This window comes from Pseudomonas sp. GGS8, assembly GCF_024168645.1.
Lineage (GTDB): Bacteria > Pseudomonadota > Gammaproteobacteria > Pseudomonadales > Pseudomonadaceae > Aquipseudomonas.
The window spans coordinates 1,677,187-1,701,888 of the sequence record NZ_JALJWF010000001.1 but is presented as its reverse complement, the minus strand read 5'-3'; the positions used below and the strand labels follow the sequence as shown (position 1 = coordinate 1,701,888).

At 61.5% G+C, this 24,702-nt stretch carries 15 protein-coding genes and 1 pseudogene; 14 read left to right on the top strand and 2 right to left on the bottom strand.

Translation table 11 applies throughout. The features are described from left to right. The first annotated feature begins 16 nt into the window (after positions 1-16). The 11 genes and pseudogenes from J3D54_RS07485 to J3D54_RS07435 all read left to right on the top strand — a co-directional run bounded on the left by J3D54_RS07485 (position 17) and on the right by J3D54_RS07435 (position 12,799). Positions 17-2,173 (top strand): type I secretion system permease/ATPase, encoded by a 2,157-nt coding sequence (locus J3D54_RS07485; protein WP_253417346.1) that lies wholly within the window; start codon positions 17-19, stop codon positions 2,171-2,173. Continuing rightward, a complete protein-coding gene (locus tag J3D54_RS07480) occupies positions 2,163-3,530 on the top strand; it encodes an HlyD family type I secretion periplasmic adaptor subunit (protein ID WP_253417345.1) in 1,368 nt (455 codons plus the stop codon). Before J3D54_RS07485 ends, J3D54_RS07480 begins: the two co-directional genes overlap by 11 nt. 234 nt (positions 3,531-3,764) lie before the next feature. Next, positions 3,765-4,676 (top strand): TauD/TfdA family dioxygenase, encoded by a 912-nt coding sequence (locus J3D54_RS07475; protein WP_253417344.1) that lies wholly within the window; start codon positions 3,765-3,767, stop codon positions 4,674-4,676. Between the two features lie 15 nt (positions 4,677-4,691). Then, a complete protein-coding gene (locus J3D54_RS07470; protein WP_253417343.1) occupies positions 4,692-5,717 on the top strand; it encodes an ABC transporter substrate-binding protein in 1,026 nt (341 codons plus the stop codon). 5 nt (positions 5,718-5,722) lie between these two features. Then, positions 5,723-6,583: an ABC transporter ATP-binding protein gene (locus tag J3D54_RS07465; protein WP_253417342.1), complete on the top strand. Its 861-nt coding sequence runs from the start codon at positions 5,723-5,725 to the stop codon at positions 6,581-6,583. 20 nt (positions 6,584-6,603) lie between these two features. Next, on the top strand, positions 6,604-7,470 hold the full coding sequence (locus J3D54_RS07460; RefSeq protein ID WP_253417341.1) for an ABC transporter permease: 867 nt from the start codon (positions 6,604-6,606) through the stop codon (positions 7,468-7,470). A gap of 187 nt (positions 7,471-7,657) precedes the next feature. Further along, positions 7,658-7,813, top strand: a pseudogene (locus tag J3D54_RS07455) (RND transporter); the annotation flags it as partial. 281 nt (positions 7,814-8,094) lie between these two features. Next, on the top strand, positions 8,095-8,877 hold the full coding sequence (locus tag J3D54_RS07450) for an efflux RND transporter periplasmic adaptor subunit (RefSeq protein ID WP_253417340.1): 783 nt from the start codon (positions 8,095-8,097) through the stop codon (positions 8,875-8,877). Continuing rightward, complete coding sequence (locus J3D54_RS07445; RefSeq protein ID WP_253417339.1) at positions 8,874-10,193, top strand: HlyD family efflux transporter periplasmic adaptor subunit; 1,320 nt, start codon at positions 8,874-8,876, stop codon at positions 10,191-10,193. Before J3D54_RS07450 ends, J3D54_RS07445 begins: the two co-directional genes overlap by 4 nt. After that, on the top strand, positions 10,194-12,290 hold the full coding sequence (locus J3D54_RS07440) for a biotin/lipoyl-binding protein (protein WP_253417338.1): 2,097 nt from the start codon (positions 10,194-10,196) through the stop codon (positions 12,288-12,290). An 11-nt stretch (positions 12,291-12,301) separates the two neighbouring features. Beyond that, positions 12,302-12,799: a GNAT family N-acetyltransferase gene (locus tag J3D54_RS07435; RefSeq protein ID WP_253417337.1), complete on the top strand. Its 498-nt coding sequence runs from the start codon at positions 12,302-12,304 to the stop codon at positions 12,797-12,799. 160 nt (positions 12,800-12,959) lie between these two features. On the opposite strand, the gene J3D54_RS07430 is transcribed toward J3D54_RS07435, so the two are convergent. Next, positions 12,960-13,271 carry a hypothetical protein gene (locus J3D54_RS07430; protein ID WP_253417336.1) on the bottom strand — a complete coding sequence of 104 codons (312 nt, stop codon included), beginning with the start codon at positions 13,269-13,271 and terminating at the stop codon, positions 12,960-12,962. Between the two features lie 55 nt (positions 13,272-13,326). After that, entirely contained in the window at positions 13,327-13,914 is a 588-nt protein-coding gene (locus tag J3D54_RS07425; RefSeq protein WP_253417335.1) for a phage tail protein, read from the bottom strand. A 261-nt stretch (positions 13,915-14,175) separates the two neighbouring features. Here J3D54_RS07425 and J3D54_RS07420 point away from each other — a divergent pair, with 261 nt between their 5' ends. The 3 genes from J3D54_RS07420 (at position 14,176) to J3D54_RS07410 (ending at position 24,660) form a co-directional block, all read left to right on the top strand. Continuing rightward, complete coding sequence (locus J3D54_RS07420; protein ID WP_253417334.1) at positions 14,176-15,747, top strand: glycosyltransferase family 39 protein; 1,572 nt, start codon at positions 14,176-14,178, stop codon at positions 15,745-15,747. A gap of 151 nt (positions 15,748-15,898) precedes the next feature. Then, on the top strand, positions 15,899-16,744 hold the full coding sequence (locus J3D54_RS07415; RefSeq protein WP_253417333.1) for a sulfotransferase: 846 nt from the start codon (positions 15,899-15,901) through the stop codon (positions 16,742-16,744). Positions 16,745-16,794: 50 nt separating this feature from the next. Then, complete coding sequence (locus J3D54_RS07410; protein ID WP_253417332.1) at positions 16,795-24,660, top strand: Ig-like domain-containing protein; 7,866 nt, start codon at positions 16,795-16,797, stop codon at positions 24,658-24,660. Positions 24,661-24,702 lie beyond the last annotated feature (42 nt).

Below are 24,702 nucleotides of genomic sequence, written 5' to 3'. Positions count from 1 at the left end.
GCCAAGAGTGTCGAGCGTGGAATCAGAAGTCAGTCGAGTTCAACTCATTCATGATCCACGCGCGCTGCATGACGATCCATTGCTGGACGGTCTGCTAGCCCTTTGCACGTTGCACCAGAAGCCGGCCAGCGCGGCAATGCTGACCACCGGCCTGCCGTTGCCCAAGCAGCGTCTGAGTGTCGAGCTGCTGCCCCGCGCAGCTGCTCGCGCCGGGCTGCAGGGGCGGGTGCTGCAACGCAAGCTGGAGCAGATTCCGGCGATTGCCATGCCGGCGCTGTTGCTGCTCAAAGACGGGCGCAGCGCGGTGCTGCTCGGCTGGCACGGTGAAGACCAGGCCCGCTTGCTGCTTAGCGAAAGCGATGGTGGCGAAGTCTGCGTCAGTCGTGAACTGCTCGCCGACGACTACAGCGGCAAAGTGTTCTTCGCCCAACCCCAACACAAATTCGACATTAACCACGGCACGCTGATCCCGCGCGCGCGTTCGTGGTTTCGCGACACCCTCAAGCGTTCGCGCTGGCTGTACGCCGACGCCATCGCCGCCAGTTTTTTGATCAACATCATCGCCATGGCCGCGCCGCTGTTCGTGATGAATGTCTACGACCGCGTGGTGCCGAACCAGGCTGAATCGACCCTTTGGGTGCTGGCCATCGGCATCACCGGCGCTTATGTGTTCGACCTGATTCTCAAGAGCCTGCGCAGCCTGTGCCTGGACCTGGCCGGCAAGAAAACCGACCTGATCATTTCAGCGACGCTGTTCGAGCGCATCGTCGGCATGGCCATGAAGTACCGTCCGGCGCGAGTCGGCAGCTTCGCCCAGAACATCCATGAGTTTCAGAGCCTGCGCGATTTCCTTGCGTCGCTGACCCTCACCAGCCTGATCGACCTGCCGTTTACGTTGTTGATCTTCCTGGTCATCGCGATCCTCGGCGGGCATCTGGTGTGGATTCCGGTGCTGGCATTCCCGATTGCACTGCTGATCGGTTATGCCTTGCAGAAGCCGCTGGTGGCGACCATGGAACGAACCATGGCCCTGGGCGCCGAGCGCCAGTCGAGCCTGATCGAAACCCTCGCCGGTCTTGATGCGGTCAAGGTCAACAATGCCGAAAGCGAACGTCAGTATCAGTGGGAGCAGACCATCGGCACCCTCAGCCGCCTCGAGCTGCGGGTGAAGATGCTGTCCGGTCTGGCGATGAACATCACCTTGCTGATCCAGCAACTGGCCGGGGTGATCATGATCGTCTTCGGCGTGTACCAGATCATTGCCGGCAACCTGAGTATGGGCGGTTTGATCGCCTGCTACATGCTCAGCGGTCGTGCCCTCAGCCCGTTGGCCTCGCTGTCCGGTCTGCTGACCCGCTATCAACAAGCCCGGGTGACCATGACCTCGGTCGATCAGATGATGGAGCTGCCTCAGGAGCGCAATTTCGACGAGCGTCCGCTGAGCCGCAAGGTCCTGCAAGGCGCCATTGAATGCCGTCAACTGACCTTCACCTATCCGAATCAGCAGAACCCCGCGCTGAAGGGCATCAACCTGATCATCAAGCCGGGCGAGAAGATCGGCATCATCGGCCGCAGCGGCTCGGGCAAAAGCTCCCTGGCCAAACTGCTGGTGGGCCTCTATCAGCCAGACGACGGCGCGCTGCTGGTGGATGGTGTGGATATCCGGCAGATCGACGTCAGTGAGCTGCGCCACAACATCGGCTACGTGCCCCAGGACATCCAGTTGCTCGCCGGTACGTTGCGCGACAACCTGGTGTCGGGCGCGCGCTATGTCGAAGACGAACTGGTGCTGCAAGCCGCGGAACTGGCCGGTGTCCACGAATTCGCCCGCCTGCACCCGCAAGGTTATGAACTGCAAGTCGGTGAGCGTGGGCAGAACCTGTCCGGCGGTCAGCGTCAGAATGTCGCCCTGGCCCGAGCGCTACTGCTCAATCCGCCGATCCTGTTGCTGGACGAACCCACCAGCGCCATGGACAACACTGGCGAAGAGCGTCTGAAACAACGCCTCGCTGCCGTGGTGGAAAACAAGACCGTGGTGCTGGTGACGCACCGGGCTTCGCTGTTGTCGCTGGTGGATCGCCTGCTGGTGATCGACCGTGGGCAGATTCTCGCCGATGGCCCGAAAGCCGCCGTGATGGAAGCGTTGAAAAAGGGGCAGATCAGTGTTGCTTAAGTCCGGGGTCAAAGAATCCATCCGCCGCTACTTCAAAGGCTCCGCGTCGCTGCAAGGCCAGCCTCTTCCCGAGGTCAACAAAGCGCTGATCGAAGACGCCCCGCGCGTGGTGCGGTTGACGACCTGGGCGATCATCGGCTTCTTCGTGTTCCTGATGCTCTGGGCCAATTTCGCGGTGATCGATGAAGTCACCAAGGGCGACGGCAAGGCGATTCCGTCGTCGAAGATCCAGAAAATCCAGAACCTTGAGGGCGGCATCGTTTCCGAGCTGTTCGTCAAGGAGGGGCAAATCGTCGAGGCTGGCGCGCCGCTGATACGTCTGGACGACACACGGTTCGCCTCCAACGTTGGTGAAACCGAGGCCGATCGGCTGTCGATGCTGTTGCGTGTTGAGCGCTTGAGTGCCGAGGTCGATGACCGCCCGTTGAATTTCCCCGCCGATGTGCTCAAAGCCGTACCCGGCCAGGCCGCCAGCGAACAATCGTTGTATATCAGTCGTCGTCAGCAACTGCATGATGAGATCGGTGGCTTGCAGGAGCAATTGATTCAGAAGCAGCAAGAGCTGCGCGAGTTCACCTCCAAACAGGCTCAGTACCGCAGTGGTTTGTCCTTGCAGCGTCAGGAAATCGCCATGTCCGAGCCGTTGGTGGCTCAGGGCGCGGTGTCCCCGGTTGAGGTTTTGCGACTCAAGCGTGCCGAGGTCGAAACTCGCGGCCAACTGGACGCCACCACCCTGGCGATCCCTCGCGCCGAATCGGCAATCAAGGAAGTGCAGCGCAAGATCGACGAGACTCGCGGCAAATTCCGCAGCGAAGCCCTGACTCAGCTCAACGAAGCGCGCACCGATCTGAATAAGGCCCAGGCTACCGGCAAGGCGCTGGAAGACCGGGTCAGTCGGACGCTGGTGACATCGCCGGTACGTGGCATCGTCAACAAGTTGCTGGTAAACACCATCGGTGGCGTGATCCAGCCGGGCAGCGACCTGGTGGAAATCGTGCCGCTGGACGACACCTTGCTGGTGGAAGCCAAGATTCGCCCGCAAGACATCGCCTTCCTGCATCCGGGGCAAGACGCCACGGTGAAGTTCACGGCTTACGACTACACCATTTATGGTGGGCTGAAAGCCAAGCTGGAGCAGATCGGCGCCGACACCATCACCGACGAAGACAAGAAGACCACTTACTACATCATCAAACTGCGCACTGAGCGCAGTCACCTCGGGACGGATGAAAAGCCGTTGCTGATCATTCCGGGGATGGTGGCGTCGGTGGACATCATTACCGGCAAGAAAACCGTGCTCAGTTACTTGCTCAAGCCGATTATCCGGGCTCGGGCCGAGGCGTTGCACGAGCGGTAGTTTTTTATTGAGGCTGATAGCCTCATCGCGGGCAAGCCTCACAGACGGTGCATGCCAAAAGCCATATCGTTATTCATTAACGGTATTTAAATTTAAATTCTTATATCTATAAAGTCACTCCTCTGCGTACCTGCCGACCAATCGGCGCGCCGCACGACACGAACCAACACGGGACCTCCGTGAGTTTCTGATCGATGCGCGCCCTTGAGCGCGCCGTGCGTGGGAGTGATTTTTATGTCAGCCGTCTCTTTTTCTCCAAAGCCTGCATCAGCAAGCGCCGCCACCCTCGCGTCGCAAACCTTCGAAGTCCGCCCATTCAGTGGCGCCGTCGGTGCCGAAATCATCGGCCTGGACTTGTCCCGCCCAATCGTTGACCTGGACTTCACCCGCATCCACCGTGCACACCTGGATCATCACGTGGTGGTGTTCCGCGACCAGCGCATAACCCCCGAACAGCAGATCGCCTTCAGCCGCCGTTTCGGCGTGTTGCAGATCCATGTACTCAAGCAATTCCTGCTGGCCGGGCATCCGGAAATCCTCATCGTTTCCAACATCATCGAGAACGGCCAATCCATCGGCCTCGGTGATGCCGGCAAGTTCTGGCACTCCGATCTCTCTTATAAAGAACTGCCGAGCCTGGGGTCGATGCTGCATGCCCAGGAGCTGCCGTCCGAAGGCGGCGACACGCTGTTCGCCGACATGCACAAAGCCTGGGACAACTTGCCCGAGGCGCTGCGTAAAGCCGTCGAAGGTCGTTCGGCCGCGCATTCCTACACGGCGCGCTACAGCGAAACCAAATTCGAGGGCAACTGGCGCCCGATATTGACGCCGGAACAGCTCGCTCAGGTCGCCGAAGTGGTTCACCCGATCGTCCGCACTCACCCGGAAACGGGCCGCAAGGCGTTGTTCGTCAGCGAGGGTTTCACCACCCGCATCGTCGGTTTGCCGGAAGACGAGAGCAAACAATTGCTCGACGAGCTCTACACCCACAGCGTGTTGCCGCAAAACATTTACCGCCATCAATGGCAGGCCCACGACCTGGTGTTCTGGGACAACCGCTCGCTGATTCACCTCGCCGCCGGATGCCCCAGCCATCTGCGCCGCAAGTTGTATCGCACCACCATCCAGGGCGACGTGCCTTTCTGATTTCGGAGAACTCTCATGTCCAAACGTCTTCCATTTGCATCGTTGGCCGCTGCTATCGGCCTGGGTTTCAGCCTGCTCGCCGGCAGCCTGGTGGCGCCAACCATGGCCCATGCCGAAGGTGAAATCCGTATCGCCGAGCAGTTTGGTATCGTTTATCTGCTGCTCAACGTGGTGCGCGATCAGAACCTGATCGAGAAATACGGCAAGCAGGAAGGCATCGACATCAAGGTCGACTGGACCCAGCTCTCCGGCGGCTCGGCGGTCAACGATGCGTTGCTCTCCGGTTCCATCGACATTGCCGGTGCTGGCGTCGGGCCGCTGCTGACCATCTGGGACCGCACTCACGGCAAACAGAACGTCAAGGCCGTGGCTTCCCTGGGCAACTTCCCTTACTACCTGGTGAGCAATAATCCGAAGGTCAAAACCATTGCCGATTTCACCGAGAAGGACCGCATTGCGGTGCCGGCGGTCGGGGTTTCGGTGCAGTCGCGCTTCCTGCAATACGCGGCGGCCAAGCAATGGGGCGACAAGGAATTCAATCGCCTCGACAAATTCACCATCGCCGTTCCGCACCCGGATGCCACGGCGGCACTGATCGCCGGCGGCACCGAGTTGACCGGGCACTTCTCCAATCCGCCATTCCAGGATCAGGCGCTGGAAAACCCCAACGTGCATGTGGTGCTCAATACCTATGACCTGCTTGGCCCGAACTCGCCGACTGTGCTGTTTGCCACCGAGAAATTCCGCAACGAGAACCCGAAAACCTATAAGGCCTTCATCGCGGCGCTGACTGAAGCGGCCGAGTTCGCTCAGAACAATAAAGGCGCGGCGGCCGACACTTACATCCGTGTCACCCAGGCAAAAATCGATCGTGCGGCGTTGCTGAAAATCATCGACAACCCGCAGTTCGAATTTACCGTCACGCCGAAAAACACTTACCCGCTGGCCGAGTTCCTCTACCGCGTCGGCGCGATCAAAAACAAACCGGATTCGTGGAAGGACTACTTCTTCCAGGACGCCAAACCGTTGCAAGGGAGCTGATCGACATGAATGCCCCTTTGCAAGGCCACATGGCCAGCAATCCGATCTCGGCCGTTCAAGCGCTGCTGTCGGTCGACAAGGTCAGCCTGGAATACCGCACGCCGGCGCGTGTGGTTCGAGCAACCCATCAGGTCAGTTTCGAGGTCGATCCGGCGGACCGCTTTGTGTTGCTCGGTCCGTCCGGTTGCGGCAAATCGACGTTGCTCAAAGCGGTCGCCGGGTTCATCCCGCCCTGTGAGGGCGAGATTCGCCTGCAAGGCCAGCGGGTCGATGCGCCGGGGCCGGACCGGATCGTGGTGTTCCAGGAGTTCGATCAGCTGCCGCCGTGGAAAACCGTCAAACAGAACGTGATGTTTGCGCTGCTCGCTTCCAAAACCCTCAAGCGCAAAGAGGCTGAAGAGCGGGCGCTGCACTATCTGGACAAGGTTGGTCTGGCGGCGTTTGCCGATGCCTATCCGCATACCTTGTCGGGTGGCATGAAGGCGCGTGTGGCGATTGCCCGGGCGTTGGCGATGCAACCGAAAATCCTGTTGATGGATGAACCCTTCGCCGCCCTCGATGCGCTGACCCGGCGCAAAATGCAGGAAGAGTTGCTGCTGCTCTGGGAAGAGGTGCGTTTCACGTTGCTGTTCGTCACCCACTCCATCGAAGAGGCGTTGGTGGTGGGCAATCGGATCTTGCTGCTGTCGCCTCATCCGGGTCGGGTACGGGCCGAAGTCCACAGCCATCAATACGATTTGCACAGCCTCGGCGGCGTGGCGTTCCAGGAATCGGCGCGGCGGATTCATCGGCTGTTGTTCGATGAAGGTCAGTCCGCTGAAACCGTGCGTGAGCTGGACTTCGCTGATATTCGCATCGCTTATTGAGTCATTGAAAGGAGTGCTCGATGAGCCAGCTATCCTCTGCACGTCAAGAATTTGAAACCGTTTTGCAGCCGCTGACAAGCGTCCCTCTGGAGCGTGAACTACCCCTCGGCCGGCGTCTTTGGCAGCAGGGTTGGTTGCGCAAAAGCCTGATTCTGATTTTGCTTGCGGTGCTCTGGGAAGCCGTTGCCCGATACCAGAATAACGACCTGCTGCTGCCGGGTTTTCTGCAAACCGCCAGCGCGCTGTACGACGGCCTGCTCAGCGGTGAATTGCTGGGCAAGGTGTGGATTTCGCTGGTGGTGTTGTTGAAGGGGTATCTGATCGGGATTGTGCTGGCGTTTGCGCTGACCACGTTGGCGGTGTCGACCCAATTGGGTCGCGATCTGCTGAGCACGCTGACCTCAATGTTCAACCCGCTGCCGGCCATCGCCCTGTTGCCGCTGGCGTTGCTGTGGTTCGGGCTGGGGCAGAACAGCCTGATTTTTGTGCTGGTGCATTCGGTGCTCTGGGCGTTGGCCTTGAACACCTATGCCGGGTTTCTCGGTGTCTCGGAAACCTTGCGCATGGCCGGGCGCAATTACGGGCTCAAGGGCATGCGTTTCGTGTTGTTCATCCTGATCCCGGCCGCGCTGCCGTCGATCCTCGCCGGGCTGAAAATCGGCTGGGCCTTCGCCTGGCGCACGCTGATCGCTGCTGAATTGGTGTTTGGCGCTACCAGTGGCAAGGGCGGTTTGGGTTGGTACATTTTCCAGAACCGTAATGAGCTGTATACGGACAAGGTGTTTGCCGGGTTGGCGGTGGTGATCTTGATTGGGTTGCTGGTGGAGAATCTGGTGTTTGATACGTTGGAGCGGGTGACGGTGAAGCGTTGGGGGATGCAACGCTGAGTTTTGTGGTGTCTGATCTGGCCCCTTCGCGGGCAAGCCCGCTCCCACAGGGTTCTGTGTTGAACACATAGTCCGCATCCACTGAAGATCACTGTGGGAGCGGGCTTGCCCGCGATGGCGGCAGACCTGCCAATACATCAGTCAGAAGGATGTTTGCTAGCATTGCGTCTGAATCAATCCAGATCAGATCAACATCCTCACCGTGCAAGGCGAATTGCTGGCGACCGAGCAGTAGTGGGTCGAGAGCTCGACCGGGGTGTCGTTGGCGATGGTGGGGTTGTACAAGGCGTTGGGTAGGGGGTGGGAGTCGGTGTATCCGGTGGCGGAGATGGCGCAGCGTTAATCTGCTCGTAGAAAAACGAAAAAACCGGTCGGAGCCGGTTTCTTCACCCTGACTGCCAGCGAAATTAATCGCTGCGTGTAGGGTTCAGTTCGGCGAGATTAAGGTGATATTCCTGCGTCTACAATGAGTGGCTGTCCGGTGATGGTGTGGGAACCTTCCGGATGATTTGTAAGGAAATTAATACCTATCCGCCAACGCGCTCTTCCAACCAATGATGGCCATCCGCTTGACGCGCCCCCCCGCTGTCGTAGACTCCGCTCATCCGTCAGGGAGTTACGGTTATGCGGCGTTTTCGTATTTGGGTTGCGGGATTAACCTTTGTAACGTACGTAGTACAGGCGCAAACGCCTGCGCCAGACGATCCGTTGCTGGAAAGCAACGCGGTCGGCGGTAACGCGTCAGCCAGCAGTGAAGCCCGTGGCGTGCTGCGAGCCCGGGATCAGGCGGTGCTCGCCAGCGAGTTGTCCGGCCGGATTGTCGAGTTGCCGTTCAGTGAGGGCGAGTCGTTCAAAAAGGGCGACACCCTGGCGCGGTTCGACTGTTCGGCTTATCAGGCTCAGCTCAACGCGGCTCAGGCCGCCAATCGTGGCGCCGGTGAGGAGCTGGCCCATAACCGGCAACTGGCGGCATTGAATTCGGTCGGGCGCTTTGAAGTGGCGCGGGCCGAGGCCAAGGTCAGCGAGACCCAGGCGCAATCTCAGGTTTATCAGGTTCAGGTCAAGCGCTGCAGCGTAGTCGCGCCGTTCGATGGCCAGGTCGTCGAACGCAAGGTCAAGCGCTACGAAAGCGTTGCCGCCGGTGCGCCGTTGCTGGATGTGGTCGATAACCGCACCCTGGAAATTCACCTGTTGGTGCCGTCACGCTGGATGGGCAAGCTCAAGCCCGGCCAGACGTTCAGTTTTGTCCCCGATGAAACCGGTCAGCCGCTGGATGCCACGGTCAAGCGCCTCGGTGCGCGGATCGACGAAGGCAGCCAGACCTTGCTGCTGGTGGCGACGCTGCCCAACGCCAGCGGCCTGTTGGCCGGGATGAGCGGAACGGCGCGTTTCGCGGAGCTCAAGTGAACGCCCCGGTAACGGGCGGCGCCGAGCAGGTGTTCGCCAGGTTTCTCGACCTCGAACGCCAGACCCGCGCGGCTCGTAATCCTGCGCAACTGGCTTACAGCCTGGTCAATGACGGCCAGGCGCTGTTCGGTTTTCGCCATGCCGCGTTGTTGATCGCCGGCAAGGTGCAGGCGGTGACCGGTGTCAGTGCGGTGGAGCCGAATGGACCGTTCGTGGCGTTTGTCGAGCAAGCGGTCGCGCAGCTGTTCAAGCTCGAGGTGCTGAAACAGGCGCGGGTGATCGCGCCCGATCTGCTCAGTGAATCGATTCAGGCCGATTGGCAAAGTCTGTCAGCCGCTCAGGTGTTCTGGTTGCCACTGATTGATCATCAGGGCGAGATCTTCGGCGGGCTGTGGCTGGCGCGGGATGTGCCATGGAACCCTGCCGAGCAGGTGCTGTTGTCGCAACTGGGCGACACCTACAGCCATGCCTGGCTGGCGCAGCTACCGCGCAAACCCTGGCGACTGCGCTGGACGCGCAAGCGTCAGGTGGCACTGGTCGCCGTGTTGTTGCTCGGGTTACTGATTCCAGTGCGCCAATCGGTGTTGGCACCGGCCGAGGTCGTCCCGTTGGGCGGCCGGGTGGTCGCCGCGCCACTGGACGGAGTGATCGTCGAGTTCCTGGTCAAACCCAATCAGACGGTGAAGACCGGCGACTTGTTGCTGCGCTTCGAAAGCACCACGCTCAAGGCTCAGGCTGATGTGGCCGAGCGCGCCCTGGGCGTTGCCGAGGCGGAACTCAAGGCCAACTCCCAACGCTCCTTCGCCGATGCCGAATCCAGTTCGAAAATCGATCTGCTGGCGGCCCGCGTCGAGCAGAAACGCGCCGAACGGGATTACGCCCGTGAACTGCTCAAGCGCAGCGAAGTGCGTGCCGAGCGGGACGGTATTGCGGTGTTCGCCGATGCCGAACGCTGGACCGGCAAACCGGTACAGACCGGCGAGCGCTTGATGGAACTCGCCGACCCGAATCAGGCCGAGTTGCGCATCGAATTGGCCGTGGGCGATGCGATCGCCCTGGAGCCTGGGGCGCAGGTCGCACTGTTTCTCGACAGCGATCCACTGCAGCGGCACCAGGCCAGACTCGAACGTTCGGCCTATGAAGCGCAGCCAACAGCTGGCGGGCAACTGGCTTATCGACTGGATGCGACATTCGACGGCGCACCGCCGCGCATTGGCCTGCGTGGCACGGCGAAAGTCTTCGGTGACCGTGCGCCGCTGGCGCTGTACCTGTTGCGTCGACCGCTGGCCGGGTTGCGTCAGAGCGTGGGCCTTTAGATGAGCCTGCCGAGCCTGCGGGCAGACCTGCAATTGTCGACGGCGGCGCCGGCCCTCGACGGGTCACCGTGCTGGACCCTGGCCGACCCGGTGCGTGGACGTTATTTCAAACTCGGCGCGGCGGCGATGCGCTTGCTGCGTCATTGGTCCCTGGGTGATCCCGAGCAGGTGCTGCGTGCCGCCAACCGCGAGCCAGGGCTGCCACTGGACGGCGCGGCGCTTGAACAATTACTGGAGTTTTTGCGTGGCCACGACCTGATCAGCGCCCTCGACCCATCGCAGCGCGCCAGTTACAGCCTGAAGGCCGCGGCTCAACGCCAAAGCCTATGGAAAATCCTGCTTCATCAATACCTGTTTTTCCGGATTCCGTTGTGGCGACCGGACGCTTTTCTCAATCGCGCCTGGCCGTGGCTGGAGCGTTTCGGCCCGCGCGCGTTGCGCTACGGATTGCCCGCGACGCTGGGGCTCGGGGTGTTTCTGGTGTCGCGGGACTGGCAGCGATTCATCGCCACCTTTCCGCACCTGTTCAGCCTCGGCGGTGCGTTGGCGTTCGCGGTGGCGCTGTTTTTCGCCAAGCTGTGCCACGAGTTTGGCCATGCCTTCATGGCCAAGCGCGCCGGTTGTCGGGTGCAGAGCATGGGGGTGGCGTTCATGGTGCTGCTGCCAATGTTTTACACGGACGTCAGCGATGCCTGGCGCGTCAATGATCGACGAGCGCGGTTGCTGATCGGCGCCGGCGGGGTGCTGGCGGAGCTGGTGTTGGCGTGTATCGCGCTGCTTGCCTGGTCTCTACTGCCCGATGGCCCCGGGCGCACGGCGGCGTTCATGCTCGCCAGTGCGACCTGGATCACCACGCTGGTGATCAACCTCAACCCGTTCATGCGTTTCGACGGCTACTTCTTGCTCAGCGACTTCTGGGAAGTGGACAACCTTCAGGGGCGGGCCTTTGCCTTGTGTCGCTGGCGATTGCGCGAGTTTCTGTTCGGCTACGCTGCCCCTGCGCCGGAGCCGTGGTCGCCGAAGATGCAGCGGCGTTTGTTGATCTGGGGATACGGCTCGTGGCTGTGGCGCGCGGCGTTGTTTTTCGGGATTGCGCTGGCGGTTTATCACCTGTTCTTCAAGGTATTGGGGATCTTCCTGATGCTGGTGGAACTGGTGTGGTTCATCTTCCTGCCGATTCTGAGCGAGTGGCGGCAATGGTGGAGCCGTCGCGAACAGGCGCATACGCCTAGGGTTCTGCTCAGCGGCCTGACGTTGCTTGGGCTGTTGTTGCTGCTGGCGCTGCCATGGCGCAGCGCGGTTGAATTGCCGACGATGCTGGAAGCTGGCCGCGCCAGTGCCCTGCACGCGCCAGTGGCGGCGCGGGTCAAAACGGTGAATGTGCACGACGGCCAGGTCGTTGCCCAAGGGGAGGTGCTGATCGAGCTGGAATCACCGGACCTGGACTCACGCCAGGCCATCGTTCGCCGCGAGATCCAGATTCAGCAGTTGCAGATGCGTCGTCAGGCCAGCCGCAGCGAAACCGCGGCCGACGCCGGAATTGTCGAACAGCGTCTGGCCGAAGCTGTGGCCGAGTACCGAGGCCTGGTCGCCCAGCGTGAGCGTCTGTTGTTGCGGGCGCCCCACGCCGGCAAGGTGCGCGATCTGCTGCCGCAGTTAACAGTCGGTCGCTGGCTTTCGACTAAAGATCCTTTGGCGCGGGTGGTCGAAGACGGCGCGCGGCTACGCGGTTATCTGGCCGAAGCCGAGCTCTGGCGTGTCGCCCCGGGTGCCAGCGGACGGTTCATCGCCGACGACCCGATGCACCCGGCGATTGCCGTGCAATTGAGCGAAATCGATACCAACGGCGTGGAATATGTCGATCAGGAAGCCCTGACCTCCGATCACCACGGGCCGATTGCCGTGCGCCGGGATCAGCATCAGCGCGCCGAGCCGGTGCAGGCGCAGTATGGCGCGCGGTTGAGCGTCCTCGAAGAAACGCCGACGCCGGTGCAACCTTTGCGCGGCATTGTGGTGTTGCAGGGCAGCGGCGAATCGTTGTTGGGCGTTGCCTGGCGGCGCATGGCAGCCCTGGGGGTCAGGGAAAGCGGTTTCTAGGGAGAACAGCGATGGCGAACAGCGATTCAGTGGCAGCGGACGGCCTGGTGGTCAGGCCTTCGCGCACCAGCGATGGACCTTTTCTGCACAGCCTTTACCAGGCGGCGCGGCCGGATCTGCAATGGATCGACGGCGAGCAGGAAGTGGTTGAGCATCTGGTTGCTCAGCAATTCAATGTGCAGGAACAAGGGCTGGGGGAGAATTTTCCCGACGCCATGCATTACGTGATCGAGAAACTCGACACGGCCATCGGCGCGCTGACCACCGACTTCGGCCCCAATGAAATTCGCGTGTTGTACCTGGCGTTCATCCCCCAGGCCAGAGGCCGGGGTTACGGGCGGACGGTGCTGCAAGGCGTGCAAAAAGCCGCGCAACAAATTCGCTGCCCGGTGGCGACGGTGGTCTGGGCCAACAATCTCCATGCGCGCCAGCATTACCTGGCGCTGGGGTTTCAGGTTGAAGAGCGCAACCCGGCGGCGGAGCGGTTGGTGTGGTACCCGCAGGGTTAAGAGCAATACAAAAAACTGTGGGAGCGGGCTTGTGTGGCGAGGGGGCTTGCCCCCGTTCGAGTGCGCAGCGCTCGCCGATCCTGGGTCCGCTGCGCGGCCCAACGGGGCGGTGCGGCGGTCCGACAAGTCCCCTCACCACAAACCCGCTCCCACAAAGTTCTCAGTTGAACGCGATGTAAAAGTAGCCCAGTTGCGGATCCCGCCCCATGGTCGGCACTCGCGAGACAAAAATATTTTCCACCTGGCCCAATTCCGGTAACTCCAGCGCACACAAGCCATCGACAAAGTCAGTGGGTTGCAGGCTGTTGAGCTCGACGCTGAACGGCATGCGCTCGCTTTTGGGCATCTGTGAATGGGGTGTTTCTTTCAGGGTGTCGATATGGATCGGCAATTCACTGCCATCGGGCAGCCGCAGCGTCCCGGTCTTGCCCAGCAGTGCCTGAAAGTGTTGGCTTTGAACCTGTTGCAGCATGGCATCCCTCCATCAAGCAAAGTGGCCGGGGGATGTACATCCCCCGGCCAGACCCTCAGTTACGCGAAGGGAACAATCCGTTCAGGGCGATGCTGAAGTTGAGCACCAGGAACGGGTTCATCACTTCCATGGGCAAACCGTTGCCGGTGGACGAGATTTCCCCCGTCACCGTGCTGGTTACGCCCTTGAGCGGCACGGCCGCGGCACCTTGCTGATCGGAGTAAATGCTCGCCGAGCCGGGCCCGCCGCCCGAGGCGCCGATGTACGAGTTGGTCGCGGTCGGGTTGGTGACCGGGTTGCTCGCCGGGCTGGCCAGTTGCAGGGTGGTGGTGGCCGTGAGCCCGGACAGGGCGTGGGTATGGTTGGGCAGGTTGGTGATGGTCGCGGTGACGTTCTCGGTCCCGGAGACTTCGCCGATGACGCGCGGGGTCAGGCCCAGGCCGTTGCCCTGGGCTATCGGCATACGGCCCTGCAGGTTGGGCAGCATGAAATTGGTGGTGCCATTGCCTCCATAGTAGGTTCCCAGCAGTGAGAAAAGCGCTTGGTATTGTGAGATCCCCAGCGTCTGGCCATAGCACAGGGCCCAGCCGTTGGGGGCGAAGTTAAAGGCGAAAGGTTGGATAGTGCCCATGAATACTTCCATAGTTCCTCATCCCTCAGGTTAGTGTCTGATGCGTCACGTTGCAGGCCCGGTTATCCGGGCAGTTCGCAGTGATCAGCCGACTCCATTCATCTCCGTGGCTGGGTCACGCCACGCCAAAGCGTAGACTCTGATCGCAATGATTGCCGGACGTCGTCCGTCGCAAAGTCATCATCGACGGCGGGCCTGCGGCTGTCCTACAGTGCTCGGGAAATTTCCGTATTCACTGGGTCATCATTCACTGGGTCAAAACAAGGGGAGGCAATGGAGGCGCGTAGAGAAACACCGTTGGGCGATACGCAGGATCCGCACGCGATGCCGGGCTCGTGGGCGGCTGCCCGTCGCTTGCTTCGATGGGCGCGGGAGCACTGGCTGCTGCCGATCCTGGCATTGGCCGCACTGGTGCGGTTTTACGACCTGACGGCGGCGGCGATCTGGGGCGATGAAGGTTCCAGCCTGTTACTGAGCCAGTATTCCCTGGCCGGGATCTGGGAGCACGCGGCCCATGATGTGCATCCGCCACTGTATTTCATGCTGCTGCACGGCTGGATCGAACTGTTCGGCGACGGCATTTTTTCGATTCGCAGCCTCAGCGCGCTGCCAGGGATTGTCACGGTCGGGCTTGGCGTCTGGCTGGTGGACCTGCTCGCGACCCGCCGCGCCGCGTTGCTGGCCGGGGTTCTGCTGGCGCTGTTGCCCACGGCGGTGCGTTACAGCCAGGAAGTGCGGATGTATTCGCTGCTGGGGTTGTGGCTGATCGGGGCCACGATCGCCTTGATGTGTTGGATAAAGCGGCCGCAACGCACGCGCTATCTGGTGATTTACACCCTGCTGATGACAGCGGCGTTCTACACCCATTACTTCACCGCGCTGTGCGTGGTGTGTCACTGGTTGTATCTGGGCCTGATTCGTGTCCAGCCAGGCTATCGACTGCGGCACATTCAGCGCTCGGGCTGGTGGATGGCCAATATGGCCATTGTGCTGTTGTATCTGCCGTGGGTGCCCAGCCTGATCGATCTGATCCAGCACATGGATCTGCTCAAGGCCAATGGCGATGTGGGGTGGGAGCCCCCCGTCACGATCGGCTCATTGCCGTCGATGATCTGGTCGCTCCTGATCCAGGACGATGGCGAGAACCTGCCCACGCTGATTTTTATCACGCTGCCACTGGCATTGGCGGCGCTGGCGGGCGTGGCGTTGGACCGCGATCGCAGTGTGTTCCGTGGCAGTGCGCTGGCGGTGATCTACACCGCGCTTCCGTTATTACTGGTGTTTGCGGTGTCGTTCATCTCACCGGTGTTCATTGAGCGTTACCTGACCGCTTATGCCTTGGGCCTGCCGATGGTTGTCGCGCTGGCCGTCGATCGCTTGTACACAGACTTCAAGGTATTGGCGCTGGCCGTACTGCTGCTGTTTGCCGGCGTCGAACTGGTGGGGCTGAAGAACAATGCCACGGTGGATACCGACGATCAGATCAGCGTCATGGTCAGCTACGTGAACCAGCACTTCATGCCCGGCGACCGAATCGTCACCAGCGACATGCTCTGGTACCTGAGTTACGTCTATTACAACCGGACAGGCACCAAACCGCTGCTGTACACGCCGCCGTTGACCGATGGCAGGTCGAGCCGGCCGAATGCCTACGGTTTCGGTACGCTGGTGACCAAGGACATCTATCTGGATAGCCTCGGCGCTTTGCCCAAAGGCACGGGTCGAGTATGGCTGGTCGGTAGCATCGAGGGGCCGGACGAGTTCGCCCCCTTGCCTGCGGGCTGGGAGCGCGTCAGCGAAGCCCGGGCGGGAGGCGCCGAGGCGCGTTTGTATGTGCTGAAGTAATCCGGTGAGGCAAGGCTTAAACGATTCATCTTTCAGGTCGTTATATAGAGGGTGTTTTTCAGTCGATTTAGCTCCGAATTGATATCAAAGCACCACTAGTCGTAAGGCCATTCATGGTCTACGCTCCGTCGTACAAAGGACTGAATGACGGGTGAATGGATTGCAGCAATTCCACTTTATCTCCGGTTTGCCGCGCTCGGGCTCGACCCTGCTTTCTGCGATTCTTTTGCAGAATCCGCGTTTTCATGCCGGCATGACCAGCCCTGTGGGCGCACTCTTTTCCGGTGTTCTGGAACAATGCAGCGCAGGCAGCGAATTCGGCGCGGTGATCAACACCGACCTGCGTCGCCGCCTGTTGCGCGGCCTGTTCGATTCTTTCTACGCCGACAAGGCCGACAAACCGGTGGTGTTCGACACCAACCGCTTGTGGAGTTCGCGCCTGCCGGCAATCAGCGATCTGTTCCCTCAAGCCAAAATCATTGCCTGCGTGCGCAATGTCGCCTGGGTCATGGACAGCCTTGAGCGCCTGTACCGCGCCAATCCTTTCGAGAACACCAAGCTGTTCGGCGACGCAGTCGAACGCAATACAGTCTACAGCCGCTGCGAAACCCTGGCCCAGCGCAATCGGCTGGTAGGGTTTTCCTGGGCCGCCCTCAAGGAAGCCTATTACGGCGAACACGCCGACTCGTTGCTGATCATCGATTACGACCTGCTGAGCCAGGCGCCCGAGCGGGTGATGCGGCTGGTCTACGACTTCATCGGCGAGCCCTGGTTCGAACATGACTTCAACCATTTGGCCTACGACGCACCGGAATTCGACCAGGCCCTTGGCCTCTCGGGGCTGCACAAGGTGAAGGCCAAGGTCCAATTGCAGTCCCGGCGCACGATCCTGCCGCCGGACTTGTTCCAGCAGTACGCCGAGTTGTCCTTTTGGCTCGATGGCTCAGCCAGCGCCGCCAATGTCATTCGTATGAAAGCCGACGCTGCGATCAGTTGATCGCGGCGTTTTCATTGATCTGTCAAAAAGTTCGAGTCCGGGTGAGCAGCATGTGGTGGAGCAAAGGCAAGTCGCGGGTTACTCAAGGCGCACGAGCGCTGGCCTCGCCAATGATTATGTCCCTGGAGCCGCGCATGCTGTTCGACGGCGCGGTGGCCGCCACGGTTGCCGATACTGCCCAGGTTGACAGCCATACCACGGCCGACGCGGTCAAGGCACCGACTGCCGATCATCCGGTCGCCAGCAAGGACACCCACGGCCAGGCCGATGCCACGCCAACACCGACCCCTGTTGCGGTACCGGGGCAGAGCGTGGTGTTCGTCGATTCGCGGGTCAAGGACGCCGACAGTCTGCTTAAAGGCGTCGCACCCGGCACTCAGGTGGTCCAGTTGGACGCGGGCAAGGACGGCTTGCAGCAGATTGCCGACTACCTCGATACCCATCAGGGCATCAGTTCAGTACAGATCATCGCCCACGGCAACGCCGGTGATCTGTGGCTGGGTAATAGTTATCTGTCGGCCGATAACGTCGCGGCCCGCAGCGCCGTGCTGGCGGAAATCGGCAAGGACATGAACGTCGGCGGCGATATCTTGATCTACGGCTGCTACACCGCCGAAGGCGAGCGCGGCTTGAGTTTCGTCGACTCGCTGGCGCAACTGACCGGCCGTGATATCGCCGCTTCCAGCAACCGCACCGGGGTCGGTGGCGACTGGAATCTGGAAATTGCCACCGGCAACATCGAAAGCGCCAACGTGCTCTCGACCACGGCCATGAGCGAGTATCAGTGGGGCCTGGCCACCTGGACCGCCACCAACAACGCCAACACTGGCGTCGGCTCGCTGCGTGCCGCCCTCGCTTCGGCGCAGAACGGCGATATCGTCACCTTCAGCACCGGCATGACGGTGCAGTTGACCTCCGAATTGCTGATCAACAAGAACGTCTACGTTGATGGCGACTTGAACAACGACGGTGCGGCGGATGTGACTCTTGATGGTCAGTACAAGACCCGAGTGGTTGAAGTGGCGTCTGGCAGTACCGTGACGCTCGATGGCCTGGTGATCACCCGTGGCCTGGTGTCGGGCAACGGTGGCAACGGTGGCTACGGCGCCACGGGCGCAATGGCCGGGGGGATTTTCAACGCAGGGAATCTGACCCTGAAAAACGTTACCGTGACCTCCAACGCCGCTTCCGGTGGTGGTGGCGGCGGCGGTGTCACGGGCGCTTTTTACGGCGGTGGCGGCGGTGGCGGTGGCGGTTTGGGCGGCCAGGGCGGCGGGCACGGCGGTTCGGCAGGGCCGGGCACCGGCACATTGGGCGGCCAGGCGGGCAGCGGCGGTGTCGGTGGTTATGGCGGCGGTTATGACGCCATCCACATGGGCGGTCGCGGCGGTACCACCACTGGCGGTGCTGGCGGGGTGGGCGTTTCCTATTACAGCAACGGCGGTAACGGTGCGACGGCCACCAATGGCACGATTTCCATTGGCGGTGGCGGCGGCGGGGCCGGCTGGGACAAGGTGGGTGGCGCCGGCGGCAACGCAGTGGGCGGGATCTACAACGCCAGCAGCGGCACCATAACCGTCATCGGCACGTCGACCATCAGCAACAACATCGGCGCCGGTGGTGGCGGTGGTGGCGGTGGCGGCTACGGCAGCAATGCCAGCAATGGCGGCGTGGGTGGCCGGGGCGTCGGGGCGATCTGGAACAAAGGCACGCTGCTGATCACCGCCGCCAACTTTGCGGCCCTGGCCGGTAATGCCGCGGGCAGTGGTGCCGGTGGTGCCGCGTTGGGCGGAGGTACAACCGGCACTTCGCCGACCTCCTTCTCGACCATCTACAACGACGGCGGTGTACTCAACACCGCGTATTCGCCACCGCCGACCGCGACCATTGTGGTCGCTGATACCACACTGAGCATCGGCGAAACGTCCTTGGTGACGATCACCTTTTCCGAGGCCGTGACCGGTTTCACCAACGCGGACCTGACTATCCCCAACGGCACCCTCAGCGCCGTCAGCAGCAGCGATGGCGGCATCACCTGGACGGCAACGTTCACCCCGTCCGCCAGTATTTCCGATACGACCAACGTCATTACCCTGGATAACACCGGGGTGATAAACGGGCTGGGCACCGCCGGCGTCGGCACCACCAACTCCAATAACTACACGGTCGACACCGTACGCCCGACCGCGACCATCGTGGTGGCGGACAATGCGCTGAAAGTCGGCGAAACCTCGCTGGTGACCATCACCTTCAATGAAGCGGTCACCGGTCTCACCAACGCGGACCTGACGATTGCCAACGGTACGCTCACGGCGGTGAGCAGTAGCGATGGCGGCATCACCTGGACGGGGACCTTCACCCCGACCGCCAGCATCACCGATACGACCAACCTGATCACTCTGGATAACACCGGGGTCAGCGACTCGGCGGGCAACGCCGGGAGCGGCACCACTGATTCGAACAACTACGCCATCGATACCGTGCGCCCGACCGCGACCCTGGTGGTGGCCGATACCAGCCTGAGCATTGGTGAAACCTCGGTGGTGACCATTACGTTCAGTGAAGCAGTCAGCGGTTTCACCAACGCCGACCTGACGATTGCCAACGGTACACTTACCGCAGTGAGCAGCAGCGATGGCGGCATCACCTGGACCGCGACCTTCACGCCTTCGGCAAGCGTCAATGACACGACCAACCTGATTACCCTGAACAACACCGGGGTCAGCGATCTCGCGGGTAACGCCGGCAGCGGCACCACCGATTCGAACAACTATGCGATCGATACGCTCCGTCCAACCGCGACCATCGTGGTGGCAGACAATGCGCTGAAAATCGGCGAAACCTCACTGGTGACCATCACCTTCTCCGAGGCGGTGAGCGGGTTCACCAATGCCGACCTGACCATCGCTAACGGTACACTCACGGCGGTGAGCAGCAGTGACGGCGGCATTACCTGGACCGCGACCTTCACCCCGACCGCCAGCATCACCGACACGACCAACCTGATCACCCTGGACAACACCGGGGTCATCGATGCTGTCGGCAATGCCGGCAGCGGCACGACCGATTCCAACAACTATGCGATCGACACCGTGCGCCCGACGGCCACTATCGTGGTCGCGGACACGGCGCTGAAAATCGGCGAAACCTCGCTGGTGACCATTACCTTCAGCGAAGCGGTGAGCGGTTTCACCAATGCGGACCTGACCATCGCCAACGGGACACTCACGGCGGTGAGCAGCAGCGACGGCGGCATCACCTGGACGGCGACCTTCACCCCGAGCGCCAGCATCAACGACACCACCAATCTGATCACCCTGGACAACACCGGGGTCAGCGATCTGTCGGGTAACGCTGGTAGCGGCACCACCGACTCCAACAACTACGCCATCGACACCGTACGCCCGACCGCCGCGATTGTGCTGGCCGATACGACGCTGACCGCGGGCGAAACCTCGCTGGTGACCATTACCTTCAGCGAAGCGGTGAGCGGTTTCACCAACGCCGACCTGACGATCGCCAATGGCACGCTGAGTGCGGTGAGCAGCAGCGATGGCGGCATCACCTGGACGGCGACCTTCACGCCTTCGGCGGGCATCAACGACACTACCAACCTGATCACCCTGAACAACACCGGGGTCAGTGATCTGGCGGGCAACACCGGCAGCGGCACCACCAACTCGAACAACTACGTGATCGACACCGCCCCGCCGACCGCGACCATCGTGGTAGCCGACAACGCACTGAAAATCGGCGAAACGTCACTGGTGACCATCACCTTCGATCAGGCCGTAACCGGCTTCACCAACGCTGACCTGACGATTGCCAACGGTACGCTCTCCGCGGTGAGCAGCGGTGACGGCGGCATCACCTGGACGGCGACGTTCACCCCGACCGCCAGCACCACCGACGCGACCAACTTGATTACCCTGGACAACACCGGCGTGCAGGCCGTCGCCAGCGGTAACGTGGGCAGCGGCACCACCGATTCCAACAACTATGCGATCGACACCGTGCGCCCGACGGCCACTATCGTGGTCGCGGACACAGCGCTGAAAATCGGCGAAACCTCGCTGGTGACCATCACCTTCAGCGAAGCGGTGAGCGGTTTCACCAATGCGGACCTGACCATCGCCAACGGCACGTTGAGTGCGGTGAGCAGCAGCGACGGCGGCATCACCTGGACGGCGACCTTCACCCCGAACGCCAGCATCAACGACACCACCAACCTGATCACCCTGGACAATACCGGGATCAGCGATTTGGCGGGCAACGCCGGCAGCGGCACCACCGATTCCAATAACTACGCCATCGACACGGTCCGACCCACCGCGTCCATCGTCCTGGCAGACGCTACCCTGAGTGCCGGCGAAACCTCGCTGGTGACCATTACCTTCAGCGAAGCGGTGAGCGGTTTCACCAACGCCGACCTGAGCATCGCCAACGGTACACTTACGGCGGTGAGCAGCAGCGACGGCGGCATCACCTGGACCGCGACCTTCACCCCGACCGTTGGCGTGAGTGACTCGAGCAACGTCATCACCCTGAACAACACGGGTGTGACCGATGTGGCCGGCAACACCGGCAGCGGCACCACTAACTCCGGCAACTACACCATCGATACGGTGCTGCCGACGGCCACCATCGTGGTGGCCGACAATGCGCTGAGAATCGGTGAAACGTCGCTGGTGACCATTACGTTCAGTGAAGCAGTGAGCGGTTTCACCAATGCCGACCTGACCATTGCCAACGGCACCTTGACCTCCGTCAGCAGCAGCGACGGCGGCATCACCTGGACGGCCACGTTCACCCCGACCAACGCCATTACCGACACCACCAACGTCATCACCCTGGATAATAGCGGGGTGCAAAATGGCTCGGGCAATGCCGGCAGCGGCACCACCGATTCCAACAACTACGCCATCGATACCGTGCGCCCGACGGCCACCATCGTGGTCGCGGACTCGGCGCTGGCGGTGGGTCAGACATCAGTGGTGACCATCACCTTCTCCGAGGCGGTGACGGGCTTCAGCCTCGCCGACCTGACGGTGAGCAACGGTACCCTGAGCAGTCTGAGCACCAGCGATAACATCACCTACACCGCCAACCTGACACCGGCAGCGAGCATCACCGATGCGACCAACCTGATTACCCTGGACAACACCGGAGTGACCGATGGGGCAGGCAACACCGGCAGTGGCACCACCGACTCCAACAACTACGCTGTCGACAGCCAACGCCCGACGGCCACCATCGTCCTGGCGGACGCCGCCCTGAGTGCCGGAGAAACATCGTTGGTGACGATCACCTTCTCCGAGGCGGTGACCGGTTTCACCAATGCCGACCTGACCATCGCCAACGGTACGCTCACGGCGGTGAGCAGCAGCGATGGCGGCATCACCTGGACCGCGACCTTCACCCCAACCGCCGGCGTGAATGACACGAGCAACGTCATCACCCTGAACAATACCGGTGTGACCGATGTGGCCGGCAACACCGGCAGTGGCACCACCAACTCGGGCAACTACACCATCGATACGGTGCCGCCAACGGCCACCATCGTGGTGGCCGACAACGCGCTGAAAATCGGTGAAACGTCGCTGGTGACCATTACCTTCAGTGAAGCGGTGACCGGTTTCACCAATGCCGACCTGACCATCGCCAACGGTACGCTCACGGCAGTGAGCAGCAGCGATGGCGGCATCACCTGGACGGCCACGTTCACCCCGACCGCCAGCATCACCGACGCGACCAACCGGATCACACTGGACAACACCGGCGTGCAGGCGGCCGCCTCCGGTAACGTGGGTAACGGCACCACCGATTCCAACAACTACGCCATCGACACCGTGCGCCCGACGGCCACCATCGTGGTCGCGGACACGGCGCTGCAAATCGGCGAAACCTCGCTGGTGACCATCACCTTCAGCGAAGCGGTGAGCGGTTTCACCAACGCCGACCTGACCATCGCCAACGGTACGCTGAGCGCGGTGAGCAGCAGCGATGGCGGCATCACCTGGACGGCGACCTTCACGCCTTCGGCGGGCATCAACGACACCACCAATCTGATCACCCTGGACAACACCGGGATCAGCGACCTGGCGGGCAACGCCGGCGGCGGCACCACTGATTCCAACAACTACGCCATCGACAGCCAGCGTCCGACGGCGACCATCGTGTTGAGTGATTCGACCCTGAAACCGGGGGAAACCGCCCTGGTGACCATCACCTTCAGCGAAGCGGTGACGGGTTTCGACAACAGTGATTTGAGCGTTGCCAACGGTACCTTGAGCGCGGTGAGCAGCAGCGACGGTGGCATCACCTGGACCGCAACCTTCACCCCGACTGCCGGGATTACCGACGCCAGCAACCTCATCACTCTGAACAATACCGGTGTGACCGACGTGGCCGGCAATACCGGGTCGGGCACCACCAACTCGGCCAACTATGTGGTGGAAACCCAGGTGCCGACCGCCACCATCGTGGTCGCCGATAACGCCCTCAAAGTCGGTGAAACCTCGTTGGTCACCATCACCTTCTCTGAGGCGGTCAGCGGTTTCAGCAACGCTGACCTTACCGTTGCCAACGGCACCCTTAGCAGCGTGTCGTCCAGCGATGGCGGCGTGACCTGGACGGCGACGTTCACGCCTGCCGCCAGCGTCACGGACACCACTAACCTGATCCGCCTGGACAACAGCGGTGTGACCAACGTGTCGGGCAACAGCGGCGTCGGTGTGACTGACTCCAACAACTACGCCATCGACACCGTGCGTCCGACCGCGACCATTGTGGTCGCGGACAATAAACTGGGTATCGGCGAGACCACCACGGTGACCTTTACCTTCAGCGAAGCGGTGTCCGGTTTCGACCTGTCCGACCTCAGCGTGGCCAATGGCGTGTTGTCCAACCTGGCCAGCAGCGACGGCGGAGTGACCTGGACCGCCACACTTACGCCGACCGCAAGCATCAACGATGCGACCAACCTGATCCTGCTCGACACCGGCAATGTGCTCGACGCCGCGGGCAATGCCGGCGCCAGCATCGCCATCTCCAACAACTATGCGCTCGATGCGACCCGCCCGACCGTCAGCATCGTGGTTGCCAATCCGGTGCTGGGAATTGGCCAGACGACACTGGTGACCTTCACGTTCAGCGAAGCGGTCAGCAACTTCGACTTGTCGGACCTGAGCGTGACCAACGGTGAACTGACCAATCTGGCCAGCAGCGATGGCGGCAAGACCTGGACCGGCACCTTCACGCCCACCGCGAACATCACCGACCCAAGTAATTTCATTGCGCTGGACACCAGCAATGTGACGGACCTGGCGGGCAACCTGGGCGCCAGCGTCGCGGTATCCAATAACTACACAATCGACACCGTACCGACGCCACCCCCCTTGGTGTTGACACCGGTGGTCGTGGCCGATCCACCGAACGTGCCATTGCAACCGATCATCTTCACCCCACCCACTGGCGATCTAGGCTCGCCGCTGACCTTTGCCCCGCTGTTTGAACAACGGGTGATCGGCAATGGCATTCGCCCTCTGGGTGACATCTTCATGAACCACGGGGCGTTGGCGCCAAGCTTTATCGCCCAGGTATTCAGCAGCAGTAACAACGGTGGCGATGGCTCAGGCCACGGCTTCCTCGGCTTTGGCGGGGGCGATGGCGGGGTCTTCGGCAGCAGCACGCTGTCGAGCCTGTTCAATCAGGCCACCAGTAGCGAGGGGGATTCGCTGAACACCTTTGGTAATCAGTCAATCAAAGCGGGGGATGCTTCCCAAGGGCTGCGCGGCGTGTTTGGCGCACCGAGTCTTGGCCAGCAATTACAACAGCTCAAAGACACCGAGCAACGGCAGGTCGACAGCCTGGCCGCGGCTTTGCAACAGGTCGGCATCAGTGAAATGCAGGCCTGAAAGAACCATTAAAAGCAGTGCGGCACCGGGGGCAATACAAGG

Coding starts and splice junctions, on each gene's coding strand:
- J3D54_RS07475 (WP_253417344.1), top strand. CDS start 3,765: ATGTCAGCCGTCTCTTTTTCTCCAAAGCCTGCATCAGCAAGCGCCGCC.
- J3D54_RS07470 (WP_253417343.1), top strand. CDS start 4,692: ATGTCCAAACGTCTTCCATTTGCATCGTTGGCCGCTGCTATCGGCCTG.
- J3D54_RS07465 (WP_253417342.1), top strand. CDS start 5,723: ATGAATGCCCCTTTGCAAGGCCACATGGCCAGCAATCCGATCTCGGCC.
- J3D54_RS07460 (WP_253417341.1), top strand. CDS start 6,604: ATGAGCCAGCTATCCTCTGCACGTCAAGAATTTGAAACCGTTTTGCAG.
- J3D54_RS07450 (WP_253417340.1), top strand. CDS start 8,095: ATGCGGCGTTTTCGTATTTGGGTTGCGGGATTAACCTTTGTAACGTAC.
- J3D54_RS07440 (WP_253417338.1), top strand. CDS start 10,194: ATGAGCCTGCCGAGCCTGCGGGCAGACCTGCAATTGTCGACGGCGGCG.
- J3D54_RS07435 (WP_253417337.1), top strand. CDS start 12,302: ATGGCGAACAGCGATTCAGTGGCAGCGGACGGCCTGGTGGTCAGGCCT.
- J3D54_RS07430 (WP_253417336.1), bottom strand. CDS start 13,271: ATGCTGCAACAGGTTCAAAGCCAACACTTTCAGGCACTGCTGGGCAAG.
- J3D54_RS07425 (WP_253417335.1), bottom strand. CDS start 13,914: ATGGAAGTATTCATGGGCACTATCCAACCTTTCGCCTTTAACTTCGCC.
- J3D54_RS07420 (WP_253417334.1), top strand. CDS start 14,176: ATGGAGGCGCGTAGAGAAACACCGTTGGGCGATACGCAGGATCCGCAC.
- J3D54_RS07410 (WP_253417332.1), top strand. CDS start 16,795: ATGTGGTGGAGCAAAGGCAAGTCGCGGGTTACTCAAGGCGCACGAGCG.